Origin of the sequence: Herbaspirillum frisingense GSF30, assembly GCF_000300975.2 — a bacterium.
In the GTDB taxonomy this organism is placed as follows: Bacteria; Pseudomonadota; Gammaproteobacteria; order Burkholderiales; family Burkholderiaceae_D; genus Herbaspirillum; species Herbaspirillum frisingense.
The window spans coordinates 16,124-34,991 of record NZ_AEEC02000046.1; the positions used below are offsets into that span (position 1 = coordinate 16,124).

At 61.8% G+C, this 18,868-nt stretch carries 13 protein-coding genes; 5 read left to right on the forward strand and 8 right to left on the reverse strand.

Features of this window, described 5'->3' with window-relative positions:
• Nucleotides 1-50 precede the first annotated feature (50 nt).
• Together HFRIS_RS21950 and HFRIS_RS21955 are read left to right on the forward strand one after the other, a co-directional pair.
• Nucleotides 51-1,502 (forward strand): DUF6402 family protein, encoded by a 1,452-nt coding sequence (locus HFRIS_RS21950; protein WP_244436329.1) that lies wholly within the window; start codon nt 51-53, stop codon nt 1,500-1,502.
• Nucleotides 1,503-1,513: 11 nt separating this feature from the next.
• Entirely contained in the window at nt 1,514-2,143 is a 630-nt protein-coding gene (locus HFRIS_RS21955) for a hypothetical protein (protein WP_006465208.1), read from the forward strand.
• 67 nt (nt 2,144-2,210) lie between these two features.
• Here the strand turns inward: HFRIS_RS21955 and HFRIS_RS21960 are convergent, their stop codons facing one another.
• The 3 genes from HFRIS_RS21960 to HFRIS_RS21970 all read right to left on the reverse strand — a co-directional run bounded on the left by HFRIS_RS21960 (nt 2,211) and on the right by HFRIS_RS21970 (nt 6,889).
• Nucleotides 2,211-3,974, reverse strand: a complete 1,764-nt coding sequence (locus HFRIS_RS21960; RefSeq protein WP_039876919.1) for an allantoate amidohydrolase — start codon at nt 3,972-3,974, stop codon at nt 2,211-2,213.
• Nucleotides 3,975-4,247: 273 nt separating this feature from the next.
• Complete coding sequence (locus tag HFRIS_RS21965; RefSeq protein ID WP_006465210.1) at nt 4,248-5,642, reverse strand: nucleobase:cation symporter-2 family protein; 1,395 nt, start codon at nt 5,640-5,642, stop codon at nt 4,248-4,250.
• 302 nt (nt 5,643-5,944) lie between these two features.
• On the reverse strand, nt 5,945-6,889 hold the full coding sequence (locus HFRIS_RS21970) for a LysR substrate-binding domain-containing protein (RefSeq protein ID WP_006465211.1): 945 nt from the start codon (nt 6,887-6,889) through the stop codon (nt 5,945-5,947).
• Nucleotides 6,890-7,435: 546 nt separating this feature from the next.
• Here HFRIS_RS21970 and HFRIS_RS21975 point away from each other — a divergent pair.
• Both HFRIS_RS21975 and HFRIS_RS21980 read left to right on the forward strand, forming a co-directional pair.
• Nucleotides 7,436-8,677 carry a urate hydroxylase PuuD gene (locus tag HFRIS_RS21975; RefSeq protein ID WP_006465212.1) on the forward strand — a complete coding sequence of 414 codons (1,242 nt, stop codon included), beginning with the start codon at nt 7,436-7,438 and terminating at the stop codon, nt 8,675-8,677.
• A 31-nt stretch (nt 8,678-8,708) separates the two neighbouring features.
• Nucleotides 8,709-10,337 (forward strand): HAL/PAL/TAL family ammonia-lyase, encoded by a 1,629-nt coding sequence (locus tag HFRIS_RS21980; RefSeq protein WP_006465213.1) that lies wholly within the window; start codon nt 8,709-8,711, stop codon nt 10,335-10,337.
• A gap of 93 nt (nt 10,338-10,430) precedes the next feature.
• Here the strand turns inward: HFRIS_RS21980 and HFRIS_RS21985 are convergent, their stop codons facing one another.
• From HFRIS_RS21985 to HFRIS_RS22000, 4 genes are all read right to left on the reverse strand, one after another.
• Nucleotides 10,431-11,111 carry a Fe2+-dependent dioxygenase gene (locus HFRIS_RS21985; RefSeq protein ID WP_006465214.1) on the reverse strand — a complete coding sequence of 227 codons (681 nt, stop codon included), beginning with the start codon at nt 11,109-11,111 and terminating at the stop codon, nt 10,431-10,433.
• Nucleotides 11,112-11,265: 154 nt separating this feature from the next.
• Nucleotides 11,266-13,524: a catecholate siderophore receptor Fiu gene (locus HFRIS_RS21990; RefSeq protein WP_006465215.1), complete on the reverse strand. Its 2,259-nt coding sequence runs from the start codon at nt 13,522-13,524 to the stop codon at nt 11,266-11,268.
• A gap of 559 nt (nt 13,525-14,083) precedes the next feature.
• Complete coding sequence (locus HFRIS_RS21995) at nt 14,084-16,339, reverse strand: catecholate siderophore receptor Fiu (RefSeq protein WP_006465216.1); 2,256 nt, start codon at nt 16,337-16,339, stop codon at nt 14,084-14,086.
• A 335-nt stretch (nt 16,340-16,674) separates the two neighbouring features.
• The gene (locus HFRIS_RS22000) at nt 16,675-17,493 is read right to left on the reverse strand and encodes a hypothetical protein (protein ID WP_006465217.1); all 819 of its coding nucleotides are present in this window, start codon (nt 17,491-17,493) and stop codon (nt 16,675-16,677) included.
• A gap of 310 nt (nt 17,494-17,803) precedes the next feature.
• Here HFRIS_RS22000 and uraH point away from each other — a divergent pair, with 310 nt between their 5' ends.
• A complete protein-coding gene (gene uraH / locus HFRIS_RS22005; RefSeq protein WP_006465218.1) occupies nt 17,804-18,157 on the forward strand; it encodes a hydroxyisourate hydrolase in 354 nt (117 codons plus the stop codon).
• A gap of 113 nt (nt 18,158-18,270) precedes the next feature.
• Here uraH and HFRIS_RS22010 read toward each other — a convergent pair whose 3' ends face one another.
• Nucleotides 18,271-18,831 (reverse strand): gamma carbonic anhydrase family protein, encoded by a 561-nt coding sequence (locus HFRIS_RS22010; RefSeq protein WP_006465219.1) that lies wholly within the window; start codon nt 18,829-18,831, stop codon nt 18,271-18,273.
• Between the last annotated feature and the right edge of the window lie 37 nt (nt 18,832-18,868).

Sequence of the window (18,868 nt, forward strand, 5' to 3'; positions counted from 1 at the left end):
ACTGCACTCGAATGCTTCACCAACTTGTCGTATGTGGACAGGTGAAAGTCATGGTGTTTCAAACTGCTACGATAGGTTTGGGCGGTCCTGCTGAGTACACTGGCGAGCTTGTTCGTCATCAAGCTGTCTGGAAATCCAGAAGCTGGAAGGTACTCCCGACAATGGCAAAGACAAGAAAAATCCCCTACTACAAGATAGCGAAGGCACGACTGCCGTTCAGCAAGCCCAGGTGGAAATGCCATGCCGGATTCGAAGGGTGTATCGCAATCAACACTCCTCAGACCGTCTCGTACGAACGCTTTGCTCCTGGCGAGGTAGCACCGTCTTCCAAGTCAATACCAACATCCTCCGGGTCCACGGCCGGGGATGTTGCTGCCGTGCGATCAGAGACCGAACATCAGAAGTCGACCGCATTCGGAAAGAAACAGGAACCGAAGGAATTTCGCGGCCAGCAGTTCGTGGAACTTGAGGCTGAAGATTGCGAGAAGCTCCCTGAATTCGACCTCCAGGACATTCCTGATGCGATGGATCGTATGAGGTGGCCCATGGCCGCCAAGCTCGCCAGGAAGTGGTTTAAAGGGCCTGCTCACGTATGGGACGATGACCTCGACTCTGTTCAACCCCTTGAGGACAAGCTCGTCACCCTGGATTGGGCGCTGCGATACGGCAGCGTCAAAAAGCGTTTGAATAATCTCCTTCAAATGACTGGTTCAAAAAACGCGCAGGCTGTTCTCAAAAGAAAGCTTCTACGCCATGCGTCCGATACCTTCCAACGCGCCGCCAGTGCCAAGCCGAATCTCGATCTGGATACGACTGATTTCGTCGTCGACTTACGACAGTTTCATCTGGATTGGCACTTCCAAAAAATGGAAGTTTCCATACTGGACACCACAGAAGGCGTTCTTGTCCTCACGGATCTTTCTGGCGCATTGGGAAATTTTGTTCTCTATGCCGCCATAGGAAGAGCCCATCTCAACGGGGCAAGATATTTCAAATACGATACCGATCCGCAGCAGTTTTGCATGGATGCCTCTGCCTCCGTCACCCATGTCTATATCTACATCAAGGACAATTATTCTTTCAACGACAAAGATCCTTCCAGGAGTCAATATCTTGGACACTGGAATAAGCGCGACATGATTACGTCCTACTACCTTGCGGGTAATGACATCGCCGGGCAACTGAAACCAAGCCTTCGGCGCCAGAACAAAAATCACGACGCGCCAAAGGAAAACTTTCGTTTGAGGTCTGATTACCTCCCAGGCCAACACATCGTCGATAAGCCCGTCGATACAAGACGTAGCCTGTTCAGCAAATTCCAGGCAAAAGACGTCTATTGGCCCGTCTACAACAGGTCCTATAACGAATGGCGGAAGGCGCGCAACAGAGGAGAGGATTTTATGATTTACAGCAAACCTCAACTCTACAAGCTGGAGACGCCCATCATCATCGACCTTGGTACGATATGCCGACCCTACGACATTACTTCAAAAAAACCGTAAAGAACGCTCTAGTGCTTGCCGCAGCGTGCTTTGCGGTCTTCTTGTCGGCGTTGTTGCTTGCTTGGCTCTTGCCATCCAACGGTCCTGACCTGCGCCCATTCCTCCTCCTCATGTACGCAAAAGGGATAGGCATTGGCGTGGCAATTTTCACAGCCGTCTTCTTTCTATTCAAGGCCTACAAAGTCTGTAAAACGGAAAGGTCCTTCCCTCAAGAACTATTCAAGATGACGCCATCCATCGTCATCCTGATCGTCGTGTTTCTATTCTCATCAACCTATCTGTTCAACTTTTTCCACCAGACCGACTGCACGCAACACGACTACACCGCAAAGCTTGACGGTGGAATAAAAAGAATTGGCAGCAAGACCTACCACATTCGCATCTGTGGCGCGGGTCTCATCGACAGTCATTTCCTTGGAGAAGGACTCGATAAGGTCCTTCTCTCGGTCACGGATGAACAAGGCACAATTTTGGCAAAGAGGCACTACACGATCTTCTCGGACGACTCCCTGGGGCTGGCATCCTTGCAGATCAGTGACGATAAACTTCTCTACTTCGATGCTGACAGCAAGCAAGGCGAGATTGCAATTCCGCCCACCATCCAAGACTGGATAGGGGCGAGGATTCCGGTGTTCAATTGAAACATGCACACAACATGGGCGTCGCATGCTTCCCGCCCGCGCGGTCGCCACATAAATATATAAATAATTAATGCTTCGCCCTGAAGCTGCGCAGGAAATCCAGCAGGATCTGTCCCGATACCTCCGCATCATCGGCCGTCATGGTCTCCAGCGGGTTGTGGCTGATGCCGCCGTTGCCGCAGCGGGTGAAGAGCATGCAGACGTCGGTCAGGCGGGCGATGGCCATTGCGTCGTGGCCGGCGCCGGAGGCCAGTTCGAAGGGCGGGACGCCGGCGCGTTCGGTGGCGGCGGCCAGTTGCTCCATCAGCCAGGGCGCGCAGGGGGCAGCCGGGGCGCTCAGGGTTTCTTCCAGCTTGATGTCGATGCTGCGCCGTGCGCCGATGTCTTCGATTTTGGCGAGGATGTCCTTGACCGCGGCCAGGCGGATGTCGTCGCGGGCGGCGCGGATGTCCAGCGAGAGCTGGCAGGCGCCAGGGATGACATTGGTGGAGCCGCGGGGTACCTGCAGCTGGCCGACCGTGCCGACCAGCGCAGCATGCTGGTCCTGTGAGCAGCGCTGTTCCACATAGAGGATGATCTCGGCGGCGGCGGCGGCGGCGTCCTTGCGCATGTCCATCGGCGTAGTACCGGCGTGGCTGGCCACGCCTTTCAGGTCGACCAGGTAGCGTGAGCTGCCGGCAATGGAGGTGACGATGCCGGCCGGCAGGTCGCGGTTCAACAGGACCGGGCCCTGTTCGATGTGGACTTCGACATAGCCCAGGATATCGGCGGCGTCGCGGGCGATCTGCGGGATGGCGGTGACGTCGTGGCCAGCCTGGGTGATGACCTCGCGCATGCTGATGCCGTCCTTGTCCTGCAGGTCGAGCAGCTTCATGTCGAACTGGCCGGTGACGGCATTGCTGCCCAGGAAGGTGCTCTTGAAGCGTACGCCTTCCTCTTCCGAGAAGCCGATGACTTCGAAGTGGAAGGGCAGGGTCTCGCCCCGCTCATGCAGGTGCCTGACCACGGCGATGGGCAGCAGGATGCCTTCGCGGCCGTCGTACTTGCCACCGTTGCGCACTGTGTCGTAGTGCGAGCCGGTCATCAGGGTCTTGGCCTGCGGGTCGCTGGAGAGGTAGCGGCCGACCACGTTGCCCACTGCATCGATGTGGACGTGCATGCCGGCTTCGCGCATCCATTGGGCGATCTGGTCGGCGGTGCGACGGTGGGTGTCGGTCAGGTAGGTGCAGGTGAGGGCGCCTTCGTCTTCGGACAGGGCGCCGATTTCCTCGGCCCATTGCATGACGGTGGCGCCCAGTTGCGGGCGATGGCCCAGCAGGTCGTTCAGGCGCATCTCGGCAATGCGGCCGATCTGACGCAGGGCTTCGCGCAGTTCGTCTTCGACCTGGTTGCGCAGGCGACGGGCGAAGGTGGCAATGATCTGCTGACGCGTCAGGCCAGCCCCGGTCGGGCCTTTCACGGCCAGGATGAAGGGGAAGCCGAAGCGGGCGTTGTAATCGGTGTTGAGCTGTTGCAGGCGGGCAAATTCCTCCGGGCTGCACTGGTTCAGGCCGGCCCGGGCCTGCTCGCCGGTGGATTCGGCGGTCAGTTCGCCGGCGATGGCGGCGCGGCCGGCCAGTTCCGGGTGGGCGCGGATCAGGCCCAGTTGTTCGGCGCGGCTGGCGTCGGTGACGACTTTCTGCAGGGCCAGTTTCAGGGCGGTGATGTTGCGGAAGGGACGCTGCAGCGCGGCGCGCTCGGGAATCCAGGGCGAATGCTCGTAGATGCCGTGCAGGGCGGCGATGAAGGCGGAGGCATCGGCCTCGTTCAATTGTTGCAGTGTCGTCGTCATGTGCTGGCCGGTCGGTCTGCGCCGGCTCCCTCGCTGGTTCGTTGCTGTTGCGATCAACACCGGCGCCCACGATCTGAAAATCAGTATTGTCGGCGCCGATTGTTGTCTGTGATTGTGGGTTGCCGCTGCCGTCCGGGGAGGGCAGCGGGCGCGCCCGGCGGGCATCCGGGCGCAGGTGAGACTTTAAAACATCTTGGCCCGGATGGCATCAACGGTTTCATCTGGCGCGTATCGGTTTTGGCATATCTGTCGATGGCAAGACCGCGCCTGCGCTCAGTGATCCGAGCTTTGTGCCGCCGCTACCGCATAGCGGGCCACGTCTTCCTCGCTGCCGCGGCCGTTGAAGAACAGGTTCAGCCCCACTGCCATGGCCGAGGCCAGCAGGATGCCGCTGTGGAAGATGGTGCCCAGCAGGTGCGGCATCTTGTCGAAGAAGGTGGGGGCGACGATGGGGATCATGCCCACGCCGATGCTGATGGCGACGATGAAGAGGTTGTTGCGGTTGCCATGGAAATCGACCTTGGAGAGGATCTTGATCCCGGTCGCGGCCACCATGCCGAACATCACGATGCCGGCGCCACCCAGCACGAATTGCGGGATCGAGGCGGCCACGTGCGCCATCTTGGGGAACAGGCCAAAGGCGATCAGGATCACCCCGGCGGCCACGCAGACGAAGCGGCTGCGAATGCCGGTCACGCCTACCAGACCGACGTTCTGCGAAAACGAGGTATAGGGGAAGGTGTTGAAGAGGCCGCCGATCACGGTGCCCAGGCCATCCACGCGCAGGCCGCTGGCGAGTGCGCGGTCGTCGATCCGGCGGCCGACGATGTCGCCCAGGGCCATGAACATGCCGGTCGATTCGATCATGGTCACGATCATCACCAGGCACATGCTGATGATGGACGCCAGGTCGAACTGCGGCAGGCCATAGTGGAAGGGCTGGATGAAGGCAAACCAGTCGGCTGCATCCAGGCCGTCGAAGCTGATCTTGCCCAGTGCAAAGGCGATCACGAAGCCCACCACCATCCCCAGCAATACCGAGATGTTGGAGATGAATCCCCGCGTGTACTTGGTGATCAGCAGGATGGCCACCAGTACCACCGCCGCAATCGACAGCGACAGCGGCGAGCCATAGTCGGGATTGGGCACCTTGACGAAGACGCCGTCGACCAGCTTGCCGATCACCGGTTGTCCACCCGCCGCCCAGTTGATGCCCACGCCCATCAGCGAGACCCCGATCACCGTGATCACGGTACCCGTCACCACTGGTGGAAAGTAGCGCATGAGCTTGCTCATGTAGGGCGAGGCCAGGATGCAGAACAGGCCCGAGGCAATCACCGCGCCATAGATGTGCAGGATGTTGAGCTGGGGATTGTTGGCCATGGCCACCATCGGTCCCACGGCGGCGAAGGTCACGCCCATCATGACCGGCATGCGGATGCCGAACTTCCAGATACCGGCACTCTGGATGATGGTGACCACGCCACAGCAGAACAGGTCGGCACTGATCAGGTAGGCGATCTCGGACTTGGGCAGGTTCAGGGCACCGCCGATGATGAGCGGCACGGCAATCGCACCGGCATACATCACCAGCACGTGCTGCATGCCGAGCGCGAAGAGCTTGAATACGGGTAGGCGTTCATCCACTGGATGGCTGGGGGCTTGCATGGGCTGTCTCCTGGTATTTTTTATGGAGGAACCTGACATGTGACCTTGCCCCGGCCGTCTGGAACGGGGCCTGCCTTGTCGCTTGAATGTGGTTCCGGCTCAGTGCCGTGTTCTGCCTTCCTGTGCGCTCTGGAGGTGGATACCGGCCTGATGCTGGCGATACTAAAGCAATCCGGCAGGGGCGATATAGTGGCCCCGGCATACCGCTACACGTCCGGGCGATATATGGACGGGTGTCATTTCCCTTTGCTGGCCGGCATCCTGGCGGGCTGCCGGCATGTCCGCCATGCCCGCCATGTCCCTCATGCCCGCCCCTGGGCCAGCAGCTTGGCGGCCGCGCTGACCTGGGCGCGCAGCCACTTGTGCTCGGTGGCCTGGTGCACGCGCTCGTGCCAGAGCTGGTAGAAGCGCAGCGGCGGGAACTTGATGGGCACCGTATAGCTTTTCAGGGCCAGCAGCTTTTCGTAGAAGCTGGCGAACTGCTGGCCGGCCGTCAGCACCAGGTCGGTCTGCGCCACCATGTAGGGCAGCATGCGGAAGTGCGCCGACTCCACCACCACGTTGCGATGCAGGTTCTGCTTTTCCAGGAAGCTGTCGATCGTGCCGTGATAGCCGGGCAGGATCTGCGAAGGTGCGGCGTGGGGCAGGGAGAGATAGTCCTCGATGGTCATCGCATCGCGGGCGGTGCGCTTGGCATAGGCGCAATCGGCGCGCATCAGGCAGACGATGGGGTCGTCGAACAGCTTGGAGAGGTGCAGGTGCGGCGGCGGCTCGTCCCAGTTGGCGATGACCAGATCCAGTTCGCCGTCCGAGAGCAGGCGCACGTAGTCGGTATCCGGGCCCAGCGCGTGGATCACGATGTGGCTGCGCGGCGATTCGCGACGCAGGCGCGCGATCACCTCGGTGAAGAAGGGCGTGTTCATGTAGTCCGGCGCAGCGATGTGGAAAGTACGCTCTTCCTCCTGCGGCACGAAGGCGGTCTTGGGGACGAACAGGCGCTCGGTCTCGTCGAGGATGCGCTTGGCCGGTTTCAGCAGGCTTTCGCCGTGCTGGGTCGGCACCATGCCACGGGCGCCGCGCACCAGCAGCGGATCACCGGTGAGCTCACGCAGCTTGCGCAGCGAAGCGGAGATCGAGGGTTGCGGCTGGTTCAGTTTCAGGGCCACGCGCGAGACATTCTTTTCGCACAGCAACAGATAGAGGATGCGGATGAGGTGGATATCGAGGTGGTCAGGCAGCCTGGACATGGGGATGTCTCCGGGGTCTTTGTTCTAGCGTGGGGCAGGTGACGGTTTTTCGTTCACTCTGATGGCACCGCATCGGGTGGGCGCCTTATCGTTGTTATTCGTCAGGACCGGCTCGCGGCGGCGGCCTGGCTTGATGCGAGCGCAAGCGTCCCACATCCAGGGGGCATTTTTGTATATGGACTTTCGTATGTCAAATATATGTTGTCGACCATGTTTTGGACGGTCCCCGCGTTTATCGTTCGTGCAACCGGTCCGCGCCAGCCATTGCCAGCCTCACGAGGGCAGCGCCGCAGGACGAGGACCGAGACAACAGATGGCAGCAGCCATCGGGTCGTAGCGGCAGCACGACGGGAGACCAGCAGCGACGCCACTTCCAGGCTTCGTGCGCGTCCCGGCGCGCGGAAAGCCTTCACTCCCACTCATCCAGCAGTTTCCATGCGGCATGCATGGCGGGGGAGGGCTTTCATGGCGGCCCATTCCTGAGGCAATGCCTCGCCTGTCCGGAGTAGGTCGCGGTGGCGGACAGCAATCCTGCGTGGGGAAGACATGGAAGCACTCCTGGTTTCATATGGCATCGACTGGGCCAATCTGCTGGTTCGCTGGCTGCACCTGATCACGGGCATCGCCTGGATCGGCGCCTCTTTTTATTTCGTCTGGCTGGACAACTCCATCCGCCCGCCCAAGCCGGGCAGCGACCTGGAGAAGAAGGGCGTCTCTGGTGAGCTGTGGGCAGTCCACGGCGGCGGTTTCTACAATCCGCAGAAGTATCTGGTGGCGCCGGCCGAGCTGCCCCAGGAACTGCACTGGTTCAAGTGGGAAGCCTATGCCACCTGGATCACCGGTGTGGCCATGCTGTTCATCGTCTATTACTTCAATGCCTCGGCCATGATGGTGGACAAGTCGGTGGCCAATCTCTCCGGTATCGAAGCGGTGGGCGTGGGCATCGGCACGCTGGTGCTGGGCTGGATCGTCTATGCCCTGCTGTGCCGCTCGCCGCTGGGCAAGCGCGAGGGCCTGCTGGGGCTGGTGATGTTCGTCTTCATCGTGGCCGTGGCCTATCTGCTCACGCACCTGCTGTCGGGACGGGCCGCCTATATCCATGTGGGCGCCATGATCGGCACCATCATGGTCGGCAATGTGCTGATGGTGATCATCCCCGGGCAACGCAAGCTGGTGGAGGCGATGCAGCAGGGCCGTTCGCCCGACCCCATCCACGGTCGTCGCGGCAAGCAGCGCAGCGTACACAACAACTACTTCACGCTGCCCATTTTGTTCATCATGATCAGCAACCACTATGCGATGACCTATACCCATGCCCATAGCTGGCTGGTGCTGGCGGCGATCATGGCGGCGGGGGTGCTGATCCGTCACTTTTTCAATCTGCGGCACAAGGGCCGGGTGTCGATCGGCTATCCCGTCGCCGGCGTGGCCCTGCTGCTGGCGGTGGCGGTGGCGATCGCACCGCGTCCGGTGGCGCCGGTGGCTACCTCGGCGCCCGCTGCCGCAGGCAGCGCCCCGGTTGCAGCGGCAGCGCCCGACTTCACCAGGATCCAGGCCATCATCACCCAGCGCTGCGCCAGCTGCCATTCGGACAAACCGACCCAGGCCGGCTTTGCCACGGCACCGGCGGGCATGATGCTGCAGACCCCTGAGCTGATCCACCAGCACGCCGCCAAGATCTTCCAGCGCGCCGTCCAGACCAAGGATATGCCGCTGGCCAACATGACCCAGATGACCGACGAAGAACGCGCCGACGTGGCCGCCTGGTTCCAGGCCGGCGCCAAGTAGGCCCGATCACGTCAGAAAGAAGATACGACACATGCATACCATCACCATCGACGGTTTCAACCTCAGCGCCGCGCAAGTCATCAGCGTTGCCCGCGCACCGCATCTCAAGGTCGCGCTGGCCGATTCCTCGCGCGCGGCCCTCAAGCACAGCCGCGACTACATCGAAAGCACCTGGATGCACGATGAGGCGCCCATGATGTACAGCTTCAATACCGGCGTGGGGCTGCTCAAGGACACGCGCATCAAGGTGGAACATATCGAACTGTTCCAGACCCAGTTGATCCGCGCCCACAGCGCCGGCATCGGCGAACCCTTCTCCGAGGAAGTCAGCCGCGCCACCATGCTGTTGCGTGCCAACGCGTTCGCCTCCAACTATTCCGCGCCGCGGGTGGAGGTGGTGGATCGTCTGCTGGCCTTCCTCAATGCCGGCATCCACCCCGTCATGCCGCAGAAGGGCTCGGTGGGCGCTTCCGGCGACCTGGCACCGCTGGCCTACCTGGCTGCGGCCATCGCTGGCTTCGACGAGGCTGAGGTGATGTTCCAGGGGCAGCGCATGCGGGCTCCGCAAGCCATCGAACAGGCCGGCATCGCACCGGTGAAGTTCGACCTCAAGGCCAAGGATGCCTCGGCGCTGATCAATGGCTGCACCGCCTCGCTGGCGGTGGCCATCCTGGCGGCGCACGATGCGCGCCACCTGCTGACGGATGCCTGTCTCTCGCTAGGGTTGACGCTGGAGGCCATGCGCGCCGAGATGTCGGCCTTCGATCCGCGCATCCAGCAGGCGCGGCCGCATGCGGGGCAGATCAAGACGGCGGACGTGATCCGCACCCTCCTGCAGGGTTCCACCCGCACCACCCACGCGGCGCGTGCGGTGCAACTGCCGGATGAGCTGCGGCGCACCGATATCCCCTATACCTCACGCATCCAGGATGTGTATTCGCTGCGTTGCGCGCCGCAGGTGTATGGCCCGGTATTCGATGCGCTGGACTACATCGACACCATCATCGAGAAAGAAACCAATTCGGCCACCGACAACCCGCTGATCTTCAACAAGGAAGAGGGCGAAGGTTTCGAGATCATTTCCGGCGGCAACTTCCACGGCCAGTACCTGGCCCAGGCCATGGACCTGCTGGCCATGGCCATCACCGACCTGGGCAGCATCTGCGAGCGTCGCATTGCGCGGCTGATCGATCCCACGCTGTCATGGGGGCTGCCGCGCAACCTGATGAGTGGCGTGCGCGGCGTCAATACCGGCTATCCGGTGGTGCAGTGTTCGATGAGTGCGCTGGTGATGGAAAACCGCACGCTGTGCATGCCGGGCAGCGTGGACAGCATCCCCTCCAAGGGCAATAGCGAGGATCACATCTCCAACTCCACCTGGTGTGCGCGCAAGGCCCTGACGGTGGTGCAGAACACGCAGTACATCGTGGGTGTGGAAATGCTGCTGGCAGCGCAGGCGCTGACGATGACCGAAGAACTGCTCAAGGACTTCGTCCTGGGCCGTGGAACGCAGGCGGCCTACGACGAGATCCGCCGGCAGATCCCGGCCTGCCTGGAGGGGGACCGCTGGTTCCATGACGACGTGCAGGCCGCGCAGGGATTTGTGGTCAGCGGGTCGGTGCGCGAGGCGGTGACGGCGGCCATTGGGCGTTTCGTCTGATCCCACCCTGGGGGAAGAAAACAGAAAGGCCGTCCGGTGTCATGCCGGACGGCCTTTCTGCTTAAACAATATAAAGAATTTACACTTCGAGAATTACACTTCGGCCCACTGCCGCAGCAGGTTGTGATAATGCCCGGTCAGTCCCAGCACTTCATCGGTGTCGCCGATCTGCTGGCGCAGGCTGTAGATGTTGCGGTCCAGTTCGAAGAGCATGCTGCGCTTCCAGTCGTCGCGCACCATGCTCTGGGTCCAGAAGAAGGAACAGACGCGGGCGCCGCGGGTGACCGGTTCGACACGGTGCAGGCTGGTGGAGGGATAGACGATCATGTCGCCGGCCGGCAGCTTGACCTCGTGGGTGCCGTAGGTATCGACCACCACCAGCTCGCCTCCTTCGTACTCATCCGGGTCCGACAGGAACACCGTGGTGGAAACATCGGTGCGGATGCTGCCGGCGGCATTGGGCAGGTTGCGCACCGAGCCATCGACGTGCAGGCCGTAATGCTCGCCGCCTTCGTAGCTGTTGAACAGCGGCGGCATGGTCTTCTTGGGCAGGGCGGCGGCGAAGAACAGGGGATTCCTGCGCAGCGCCTCCAGGATGATCTCGCCCAGCTGGAAGCCCAGTGGCGAATGCTCCGACAGTTGCCGGTTGCGCTTCACCCGTGCGCCCTGGTCGCCGACGGTGGCGCGGCCGTCGATCCAGTCGGCGCGGTCGAGTTCGGTGCGGATGTGGCGCACCTGCTCGGCGCTGAGGACTTCGGGAATGTGCAGCATCATGATGAACCTCTCCTGTCGCGAATGAAAAGGCCCCTCCACGCGGGAGGGGCCGTCAAGTCTGGCTGATCCATGAAGGACTCAGCGGACGCCACCACTTTAGGCAAAGTGCATGGCGCCGGGGCTGAGGCAGATCAAATCATCGCCATGGGCAGGGTCAGAACTTGAAGTTGGCGGTGAGCGCCACGGCGCGTGGCGAACCCGGGGTGTAACGATAGCCGCTCTTGTTGATTGCCGCTACGTAGTCCTTGTTGAAAATATTGTAGAGATTCAACTGCAGGTCCACGTTCTTGTTCACGACATAACCGAGCATGCTGTCCACCACCCAGTAGGAATTGGCGTACTTGGGCGTGCCGACCGCGCCGTCGGTGCCGCGCAGCAGCGAGCTGACGTAGCGCGCACCGCCGCCGATGGTGAAGCCTTGCGGCAGGCGGTAGGTGGCCCAGGAGGTGAAGGCCTGCTTGGGGGTGTAGGCCAGGTTGTTCTCACCCGAAGCGGTGGTGATGGCACCGCTGTCGACCTTGGTGTCCATCCAGGTGTAGCCGGCGGCCACCGAGAGGTTGTTGGTGACGTCACCGGTCACGCCCAGTTCGATCCCCTGCACGGTCTTCTTGCCGGTCTGGAAGTAGCGACCGGAGGTGCCGTCCTGTTCGACTTCATTGCTCACTTCGGTATGGAACACGGCGGCGGTCACGGCCAGCTTCTTGTTCAGCAGATCCCACTTGGTACCCAGCTCGCTGGTCTTGGTCTTCTGCGGCGCGTAGTTGGAATTGGCGGCGCTGTTGACCGCGCTGGAGAGCGCGAAGTTGGCGCCACCCGGCGGCTGCTGCGAAGTCGCATACAACGCGTAGATGCTGCTGTAGTCGGTCGGCTTGAAGATCGCGGCCAGCTTCCAGTTGAACAGGTTGCCCGAGGTCGACAGGTTGGTGATGGTGCCGGCGGCGTTGGAGTAATAGGTGGTGCGATAGTGGTCTTCGCGGATACCGCCGTTGATCGACCACTGCTCGTTGAACTTCACGGTATCGAACAGGTAGGCCGAGATGGTATCGGTCTTGCCGTCGTTGTAGCCGGTCGGGGTGATGGTGTAGCTGCCACTGCCGAAGTTGGCGTTCGGGCTGTACAGGTTGGCCGCCGGCAGTGTGCCGCTGCTGGTGAAGGAGGTGGCATGCTGTTTTTCCTGCGTGAATTCCACGCCGCCCACCAGGGTGTGCTGCAGCGAACCGGTCTTCAGGTTGGCCGTCAGGTTGGTCTGGTTGGTGAGGATCTCATTGGACTGGTCCTTGCGGGTGGGCAGGTTGCGGGCCAGGGTCCAGGTCGACAGATTGGTCGCCGAGGGGGTGAGCAGGCCGGTCGCCCGGGTGCTGGTGGCGGTGCCGGTCGCCATGAAGGAGGTCAGGAAATAATCCTGGGTGGTCTTGGCGTAGCGGGTGGTGTTCTGCAGCTTCAGGTCCTGCGAGAAGTCATGTTCCACGCGGGCGGTGAACATGTCGGAGGTGACCTTGTCGTAGTCGTTCACATTGCCGTAGAAGTTGCTGGAACCCACGCGCGGGGCGCTGGAGATGTACGGACGGGCCGGATCCGGCGAGGTATAGCCGGGCAGGCCGATGGTCGGCACACCGCCGTCGGGGACGTTGTCCTGGTCGATGTGCAGGTAGTTCAGGAACACCCGGGTCGGACCGTTCAGGCCGAAGGCCAGCGAGGGCGCGATGCCGTAGCGGTCATTCTTGACTTCATGGCGACCGGGGACGCCGCTGTCCTGCTTCATCAGGTTCAGGCGCAGGGCGATGCCGCGGTCTTCATCCAGGACCTTGTTCCAGTCGGCGGTACCGCGCTTCTGGTTCCAGCTGCCATAGGTGGTGGAGGCGTTGAAGAAGTTGCTCATCTCGGCCTGCTTGGTCACCAGGTTGATGGAACCGGTCGGCGAGCCACGGCCGTTGTCGGTGCCGGCCGGACCCTTCAATACTTCCACCTGCTGGATGTTGAACATGTCGCGCGAGATCGACCCGAGGTCGCGCACGTTGTCCACGAAGATGGCGCTGGAGCTGTCGAAGCCGCGCATGTAGATGGCGTCGCCGGTGCTGGTATTGCCATTTTCACCGAGATAGAAGGTGCTCACGCCGGGGCTGTTGCGCAGCGCCTCGGTCAGGGTGGTGGCGCCTTGCTGGTCGATCAGTTGCTTCTTGATGACGGTCAGGGTCTGCGGGGTATCCACCAGCGGCTGGCTGTATTTGGTGGAGGAGGCCTTGTCGGCCTTGTAATCCGATTCCTGGGCGGCGGTCACTTCCACCTTGGGCAGGGTGCTGGTCTGGGCGTGGACGCCGACGGCGGGCAGCAGCAGGGCGCCGGCAACGGCGGCGGACAGGCGGGTCGAAGCAAACGCGGGCTGCGCGTGCTTGCGGCTCTTGATGTAGCTCATGGCAAGGTTCCGAGAGAAGTTGTTTTGGGTTCTCTTGGCTGGCTATGAGTCGGACGGGCGGCCGGTCGGTCAGCGGGGACCCGGCCTGCACCGCCGCAATGGCTGGCGAGTACGTGTTTTTTTGTTATCTGATATCGCTCGTTGTCTAACAACTGGATACAAGATATTTACAATTATAAAAGACACTCTAAATAAAAGTGATTCTTATTCGTAAAAATTTTATTTCGGGGCTCCAACGCGATGCTGGGATTGCTCGGAAAGCCTCGTCACGGCCTGATTTTTGCCGTGCAAGCGCGCATGGTCTGCGTTGTCTCAGTGTTGTACAAAGAACACGGACGGGATTGGTCAGTAATGGGCAAGCGCCGGTAATCCGGCTTGAGAAGGCGTTTCCGCCAGTCTCGGAGGCGAAGAGGAAGAGGGGGAGAGAAGGAGTGGGTGGAGGGAGAGCGGTGACGACAGAACGTCGTCACCGCAAGCTTAGGGCCAGCTAGTTAGTTTGCTTCACTCGAAATCAATTCGAAGTGCACTATGCTGCCCCGATTCAACACGATGCCGCGGCCTAGAACTTGAAGTTGCCCGTCAGCGCAAAGGCGCGTGGAGCGCCCGGCGTGTAACGGTAGCCGCTCTTGTTGATGGAGGCGGCGTAGTCCTTGTTGAACAGGTTGGTGACGTTGAACTGCAGGTCCACCGTCTTGTTGAACACATAGCCGGCCATGGCGTCGGCCACCACATAGGCGTCGGTCCGGGTGGGTGTGCCGATGGCGCCGTCACGTCCGCGCCGCAGACCACCCGAATAGCGCAGGCCGCCACCCACCACGAAGCCCTGTGGCAGGCGCCAGCTGGCCCAGCTGGTGAAGGATTGCTGCGGCGTGTAGTTCAGGACGTTCTCGCCGCTGGCGGTGACGATCCTGCCGCTCTCGACGGTACTGTTCATGCGGCTGTAGCCGGCGGTGAGCGAGAGGTTGGGCGTCAGTTCACCGCTCACGCCCAGTTCCACGCCCTGGTTGCGCTTCTTGCCGGTCTGGAAATAGACACCGCTGGCTTCATCCTTCTCCACCTCGTTGCTGACTTCGGTGCGGAACAGGGCGGCCGTCAGCAGCAGTTTGCGGTCCAGGATTTCCCATTTGCTGCCGACTTCTGCGGTGCGGGTCTTCTGCGGTGCGTAGTCGGGGTTGGATGCGCTGTCCTTGCTGGCGCTGAGGTTGAAATTGGCACCGCCCGGGGGCTGCTGCGAAGTCGCCATCAGGGCATAGAGGCTGCTGTTGCGGGTCGGCTTGAAGACGCCGGCCAGCTTCCAGTTCAGCAGGTTGCCGGAGGTCTTGAGCTGGGTGGGGCCGTTCTGGTTGAGGTTGAAGAAGCGGGTGCGATAGTGGTCTTCGCGCAGGCCGACGGTGACGGAGAAGCGTTCATCGAACTTGACGGTGTCCAGCAGGTACAGCGAAGCGGTGTCGGTCTCGCCCTTGTTGCGGCCGCTGACGTTGATCCTGAGCTTGCTGTCGTCGAAACGCGGATCGGGCGCATACAGGTTGGCATCCGGGCGCGGGCCACCGCTGGCGGTGAAGGAAAACGCATCCTGGCGTTCGCTGCTCAGTTCCAGTCCGCCCACCAGGGTGTGCTGCAGGGGACCGGTAGCGAGCTCGGTACTCACATGGGTCTGGTTGCTGAGGATATGGTTGGCCTGATCACGCCGGTTGATCAGCTGGCGGCCCAGCAGCCAGGTGGAGCGGTCGTTGATCGAAGGTGTCTTCAGGCCGGTGTCGAAGCGGCTGCTCTTCGCGCCCGTGGCGAGGAAGGAACTGAGGCGGTAGTCCTGGTCGGTGCGGGCATAGCGGGTGCTGTTCTGCAGCTTCAGTTGCGGTGAGAAGTCGTGCTCCACGCGCAGGGTGTACATGTCGGCGTTGACGCGGTCATAGTCGTCGACATGACCGTAGAAGTTGTGCGGATTGACCCTGGGTGCCTGGCTCAGGAAGGCGCGCGCGGGGTCGGGCGAGCTGTAACCGGGCAGGCCGATGGTGGAGACACCGCCATCCGGGCGGTTGTTCTGTTGCATGTGGAGGTAGTTCAGGAAGATACGGGTCGGGCCGTTCAGGCCCCAGGCCAGCGAAGGCGCGATACCGTCGCGGCTGCTGTGGACTTCATGGCGGCCCGGTACGCCGCTGTTCTGCTTCATCACATTCAGGCGCAGCGCCAGGCCGCGGTCGTTGTCCAGCACCCGGTTCCAGTCCACCGTGGCGCGCTTCTGGTTCCAGCTGCCGTAGGTGGCCGAGGCGCTTAGCGCATCGGCCAGTTCGGGCTGCTTGGTGACCAGGTTGATGGAGCCGGTCGGCGAGCCGCGCCCGTTGTCGGTGCCGGCCGGGCCTTTCAATACTTCCACCTGCTGCAGGTTGAAGACATCGCGCGAGATCGCGCCCAGGTCGCGCACGTTGTCCACGAAGATGGCGCCGGAGGCGTCGAAGCCGCGCATGTAGACCGTGTCGCCGGTGCTGGTGCTGCCGTTCTCGCCGAGGAAGAAGGTGCCCACGCCGGGCGTGTTGCGCAGGGCCTCGGTGAGCGAGGTCGCGCCCTGCTGCTCCATCAGCGGGCGTTTGATGATCTGCAGGGTTTGCGGAGTATCGACCAGCGGCTGGGAGTATTTGGGGGAGGCCGAGCGCTCGGCCTTGTAGGGCGATTCCCGCGCGGCATCGACCTGCAGGCCCGGCAACTGGCTGCCGCCGGCCTGGGCATGGGCGGCCACGGCGGGTAGCAGCAGGGCACTGGCGAGTGCGGTGCGCAGGCGGGTAGGGGTGGGGTGTTTGCGACTCTTGATCAGGCTCATGTCAGGTTCCGAGAGAGGGGTTGCGAAATCTCTTGGCTGGCGATGAGGGGGGCGGGCGGGGCAGGCGTCGACGCCGCTCCCGCGCGCTTGCCGACGTGTGGCTGGCGATCAGATATCAGGGATGTCCGGCCGCTGGCTGGAAGACCTCACGGGTCATGGCAAGCCGGAACGGGCGAGTATAGGAAGCGGGGAGGGAAAAGGAACTCCTGCAAATTTCGATTTTTTGCAGGAGTTTTTGCGGCGGTTCTTGATTGGCGAGAGCAGATTTCCGGCGTCGATTTTCTTCAATCAGATTCGTCTGAAAGCGCGAAGGGCATCCGGATGCGCCAGGGTGATCAGAAGTGGTATTCCACCCGCACCATCGGCGTCTTGGCCAGCGAGCCGGGGACAGTGGAAGGGTTGCCGAACTTGTTGCGCCAGTACTGGTATTCCAGCCCCAGGCGCAGGCTGTTCTTGCCCATGCCCAGGCGATTGCCGAGGTCATACATCAGTTGGGTATCGATGTTGAACTCGGGCGCGGTGGCACCGCCGAATTCATTCTTGCCCTTGGCCGCGATGTAGTTCAGGTAGCCTTCGAAGCCCCAGCCGGAACTACCCAGCGGGATGCCCCAGGCCAGGTTCAGCATGGGGTGCGTGTCATAGCTGTAGCGGCTGCTGATGCCCTTGGGCTGGTTGCTTTCGAACAGGGCCAGCAGGCTCACGTTGAGAAAACCCGGGACATCCATCATCAGCGTCGGGCCGATGACCCACATGCGCTTCTTCGAGGCATAGCTGTTGTCGTTCTTGGTATTCCAGTCCAGGCCCAGGGTCAGACCGACGCCGCGTGCCGGGCCGAAAGCCAGATCGCGGCCGCTGATCTTGCCCAGGTCCAGGGTGTGGCGGTAGGTGAGATAGGCTTCCTGGGCGTTGTCGTCCTTGCGGTCGGACATCAGCAGGTCGATATTGAGGAAGTTGGTGCCGTACCGGTAGCCGCTGCTGTGGGTGAAGTTGAGGATGTTCTTGCTGATGTCCTGGCTGTTGTAGGGTTCGGCAAAGCGGGTGCCGTAGCGATAGCCGATGGCATTGTCGGACCAGTCGGCGGCGTGGGCGGCGGTCGCCGACAGCGCCAGGATGCTGGCCAGTGAGGTGCGCCGGGACAGGAATGGGATGGGCATGAAGTCTCCTCCAGTAAGTGGATAAAATTTTTATAGAGATAGTGTCGTCGTGAGGTACGGCACCGGCATGGATGGGCCGGCAGGCCGGCCTGGCAGGGCGCTCCTGTTGGGAGCGTTGGCATGGCGGCGGGGTGGATCGGCGCTGTGACCTGCATCGGGTGTCTTCCCCGATTTGGCGGCGGCAGCGCGGTAAGGCATTATGTCCGCTGCATCGATGGCGGGTATAAGCGCACTCGTATAGGCATCGCCGCCCGGCGGTATATCATCGGCCGGCATCGCAATTCAAATCAGATAGGGAAAGGACAGCAACATGGGCAAACTGAGCACGCACGTGCTGGATATCACCAGGGGCAAGCCCGGCGCGGGTGTGAAGCTGGCGCTGTATGCGGTGGCGGAGGGAAGCAAGACCCTGCTCAAGCAGGCCGTCACCAACAGCGATGGCCGCTGCGACGAACCGCTGCTGGCCGGCGACGCACTCAAGGTCGGCAAGTATGAACTGGTGTTTGCGGCCGGCGATTACTTCGCGGCCCAGGGCGTGGAGCTGCCGCAACCGCGCTTTGTCGATGAGGTGGTGATCGCCTTCGGCATCGCCGATGCGACGCAGAACTATCATGTGCCGCTGGTGGTGTCGCCCTGGGCCTATTCGACTTATCGCGGGAGTTGATCGGCAGAAGCCGATTCATCCATGCAGTCGATAAAAAATCCGGTCTTCGCAAGAAGCCGGATTTTTTGTTGGGCGCGTGGTTTCGAGGGAGACCAGCGCGCCGAGCGCGGAAATCAGAACTCGTTCTGCAATTTCTTGTAGCCCAGCACCAGTTCATTGTTGGTGCGCGCCACGTCTTCCGAGAATTCCGATGCCGCCACTGTCACACGGGGGATGGTGGAGAGGTCGGTCTTGGGGCCGATGCGTTCGGTGGAGGGGACGTAGAAGCCCGGCGGCAGGTCGCAGCCATCGACCACGGCGTTGTGGCGCACCACGCAGCCGGCGCCGATGCTGCAATTGAAGAGCACGCTGTTGAAGCCGATGAAGGCATCGTCGCCCACCGTGCAGGGGCCATGCACGATGGCGCGATGGGCGATGGAGGTGCGCTCGCCGATGGTGACGGCTGCGCCCGACTTGGAGTGGATCACCACGCCATCCTGGATGTTGGAATGGGCGCCGATGATGATGGGCTCCATGTCGCCGTGGGCATCGACCTCGTCGGCGCGGATCACGGCGTAGGGACCGATGAAGACATTCTCATGCACGATCACCTTGCCGCACAGGATGGCGGTGTGGTCGACATAGGCGGATTCGTGGACTTGGGGCCGGTGGCCGGATGGGTTGCGGCGAAGCATGGATCGGTTTCTCCTGGGGATGCGGTGGTGCGGGGCG

Bases quoted from the DNA above. Each gene is read 5' to 3' on its own strand.
- HFRIS_RS21975 (WP_006465212.1), top strand. From the start codon at position 7,436: ATGGAAGCACTCCTGGTTTCATATGGCATCGACTGGGCCAATCTGCTG.
- HFRIS_RS21985 (WP_006465214.1), bottom strand. From the start codon at position 11,111: ATGATGCTGCACATTCCCGAAGTCCTCAGCGCCGAGCAGGTGCGCCAC.
- HFRIS_RS21990 (WP_006465215.1), bottom strand. From the start codon at position 13,524: ATGAGCTACATCAAGAGCCGCAAGCACGCGCAGCCCGCGTTTGCTTCG.
- HFRIS_RS21965 (WP_006465210.1), bottom strand. From the start codon at position 5,642: ATGCAAGCCCCCAGCCATCCAGTGGATGAACGCCTACCCGTATTCAAG.
- HFRIS_RS21980 (WP_006465213.1), top strand. From the start codon at position 8,709: ATGCATACCATCACCATCGACGGTTTCAACCTCAGCGCCGCGCAAGTC.
- HFRIS_RS21970 (WP_006465211.1), bottom strand. From the start codon at position 6,889: ATGTCCAGGCTGCCTGACCACCTCGATATCCACCTCATCCGCATCCTC.
- HFRIS_RS22010 (WP_006465219.1), bottom strand. From the start codon at position 18,831: ATGCTTCGCCGCAACCCATCCGGCCACCGGCCCCAAGTCCACGAATCC.
- uraH (WP_006465218.1), top strand. From the start codon at position 17,804: ATGGGCAAACTGAGCACGCACGTGCTGGATATCACCAGGGGCAAGCCC.
- HFRIS_RS22000 (WP_006465217.1), bottom strand. From the start codon at position 17,493: ATGCCCATCCCATTCCTGTCCCGGCGCACCTCACTGGCCAGCATCCTG.
- HFRIS_RS21950 (WP_244436329.1), top strand. From the start codon at position 51: ATGGTGTTTCAAACTGCTACGATAGGTTTGGGCGGTCCTGCTGAGTAC.
- HFRIS_RS21960 (WP_039876919.1), bottom strand. From the start codon at position 3,974: ATGACGACGACACTGCAACAATTGAACGAGGCCGATGCCTCCGCCTTC.
- HFRIS_RS21995 (WP_006465216.1), bottom strand. From the start codon at position 16,339: ATGAGCCTGATCAAGAGTCGCAAACACCCCACCCCTACCCGCCTGCGC.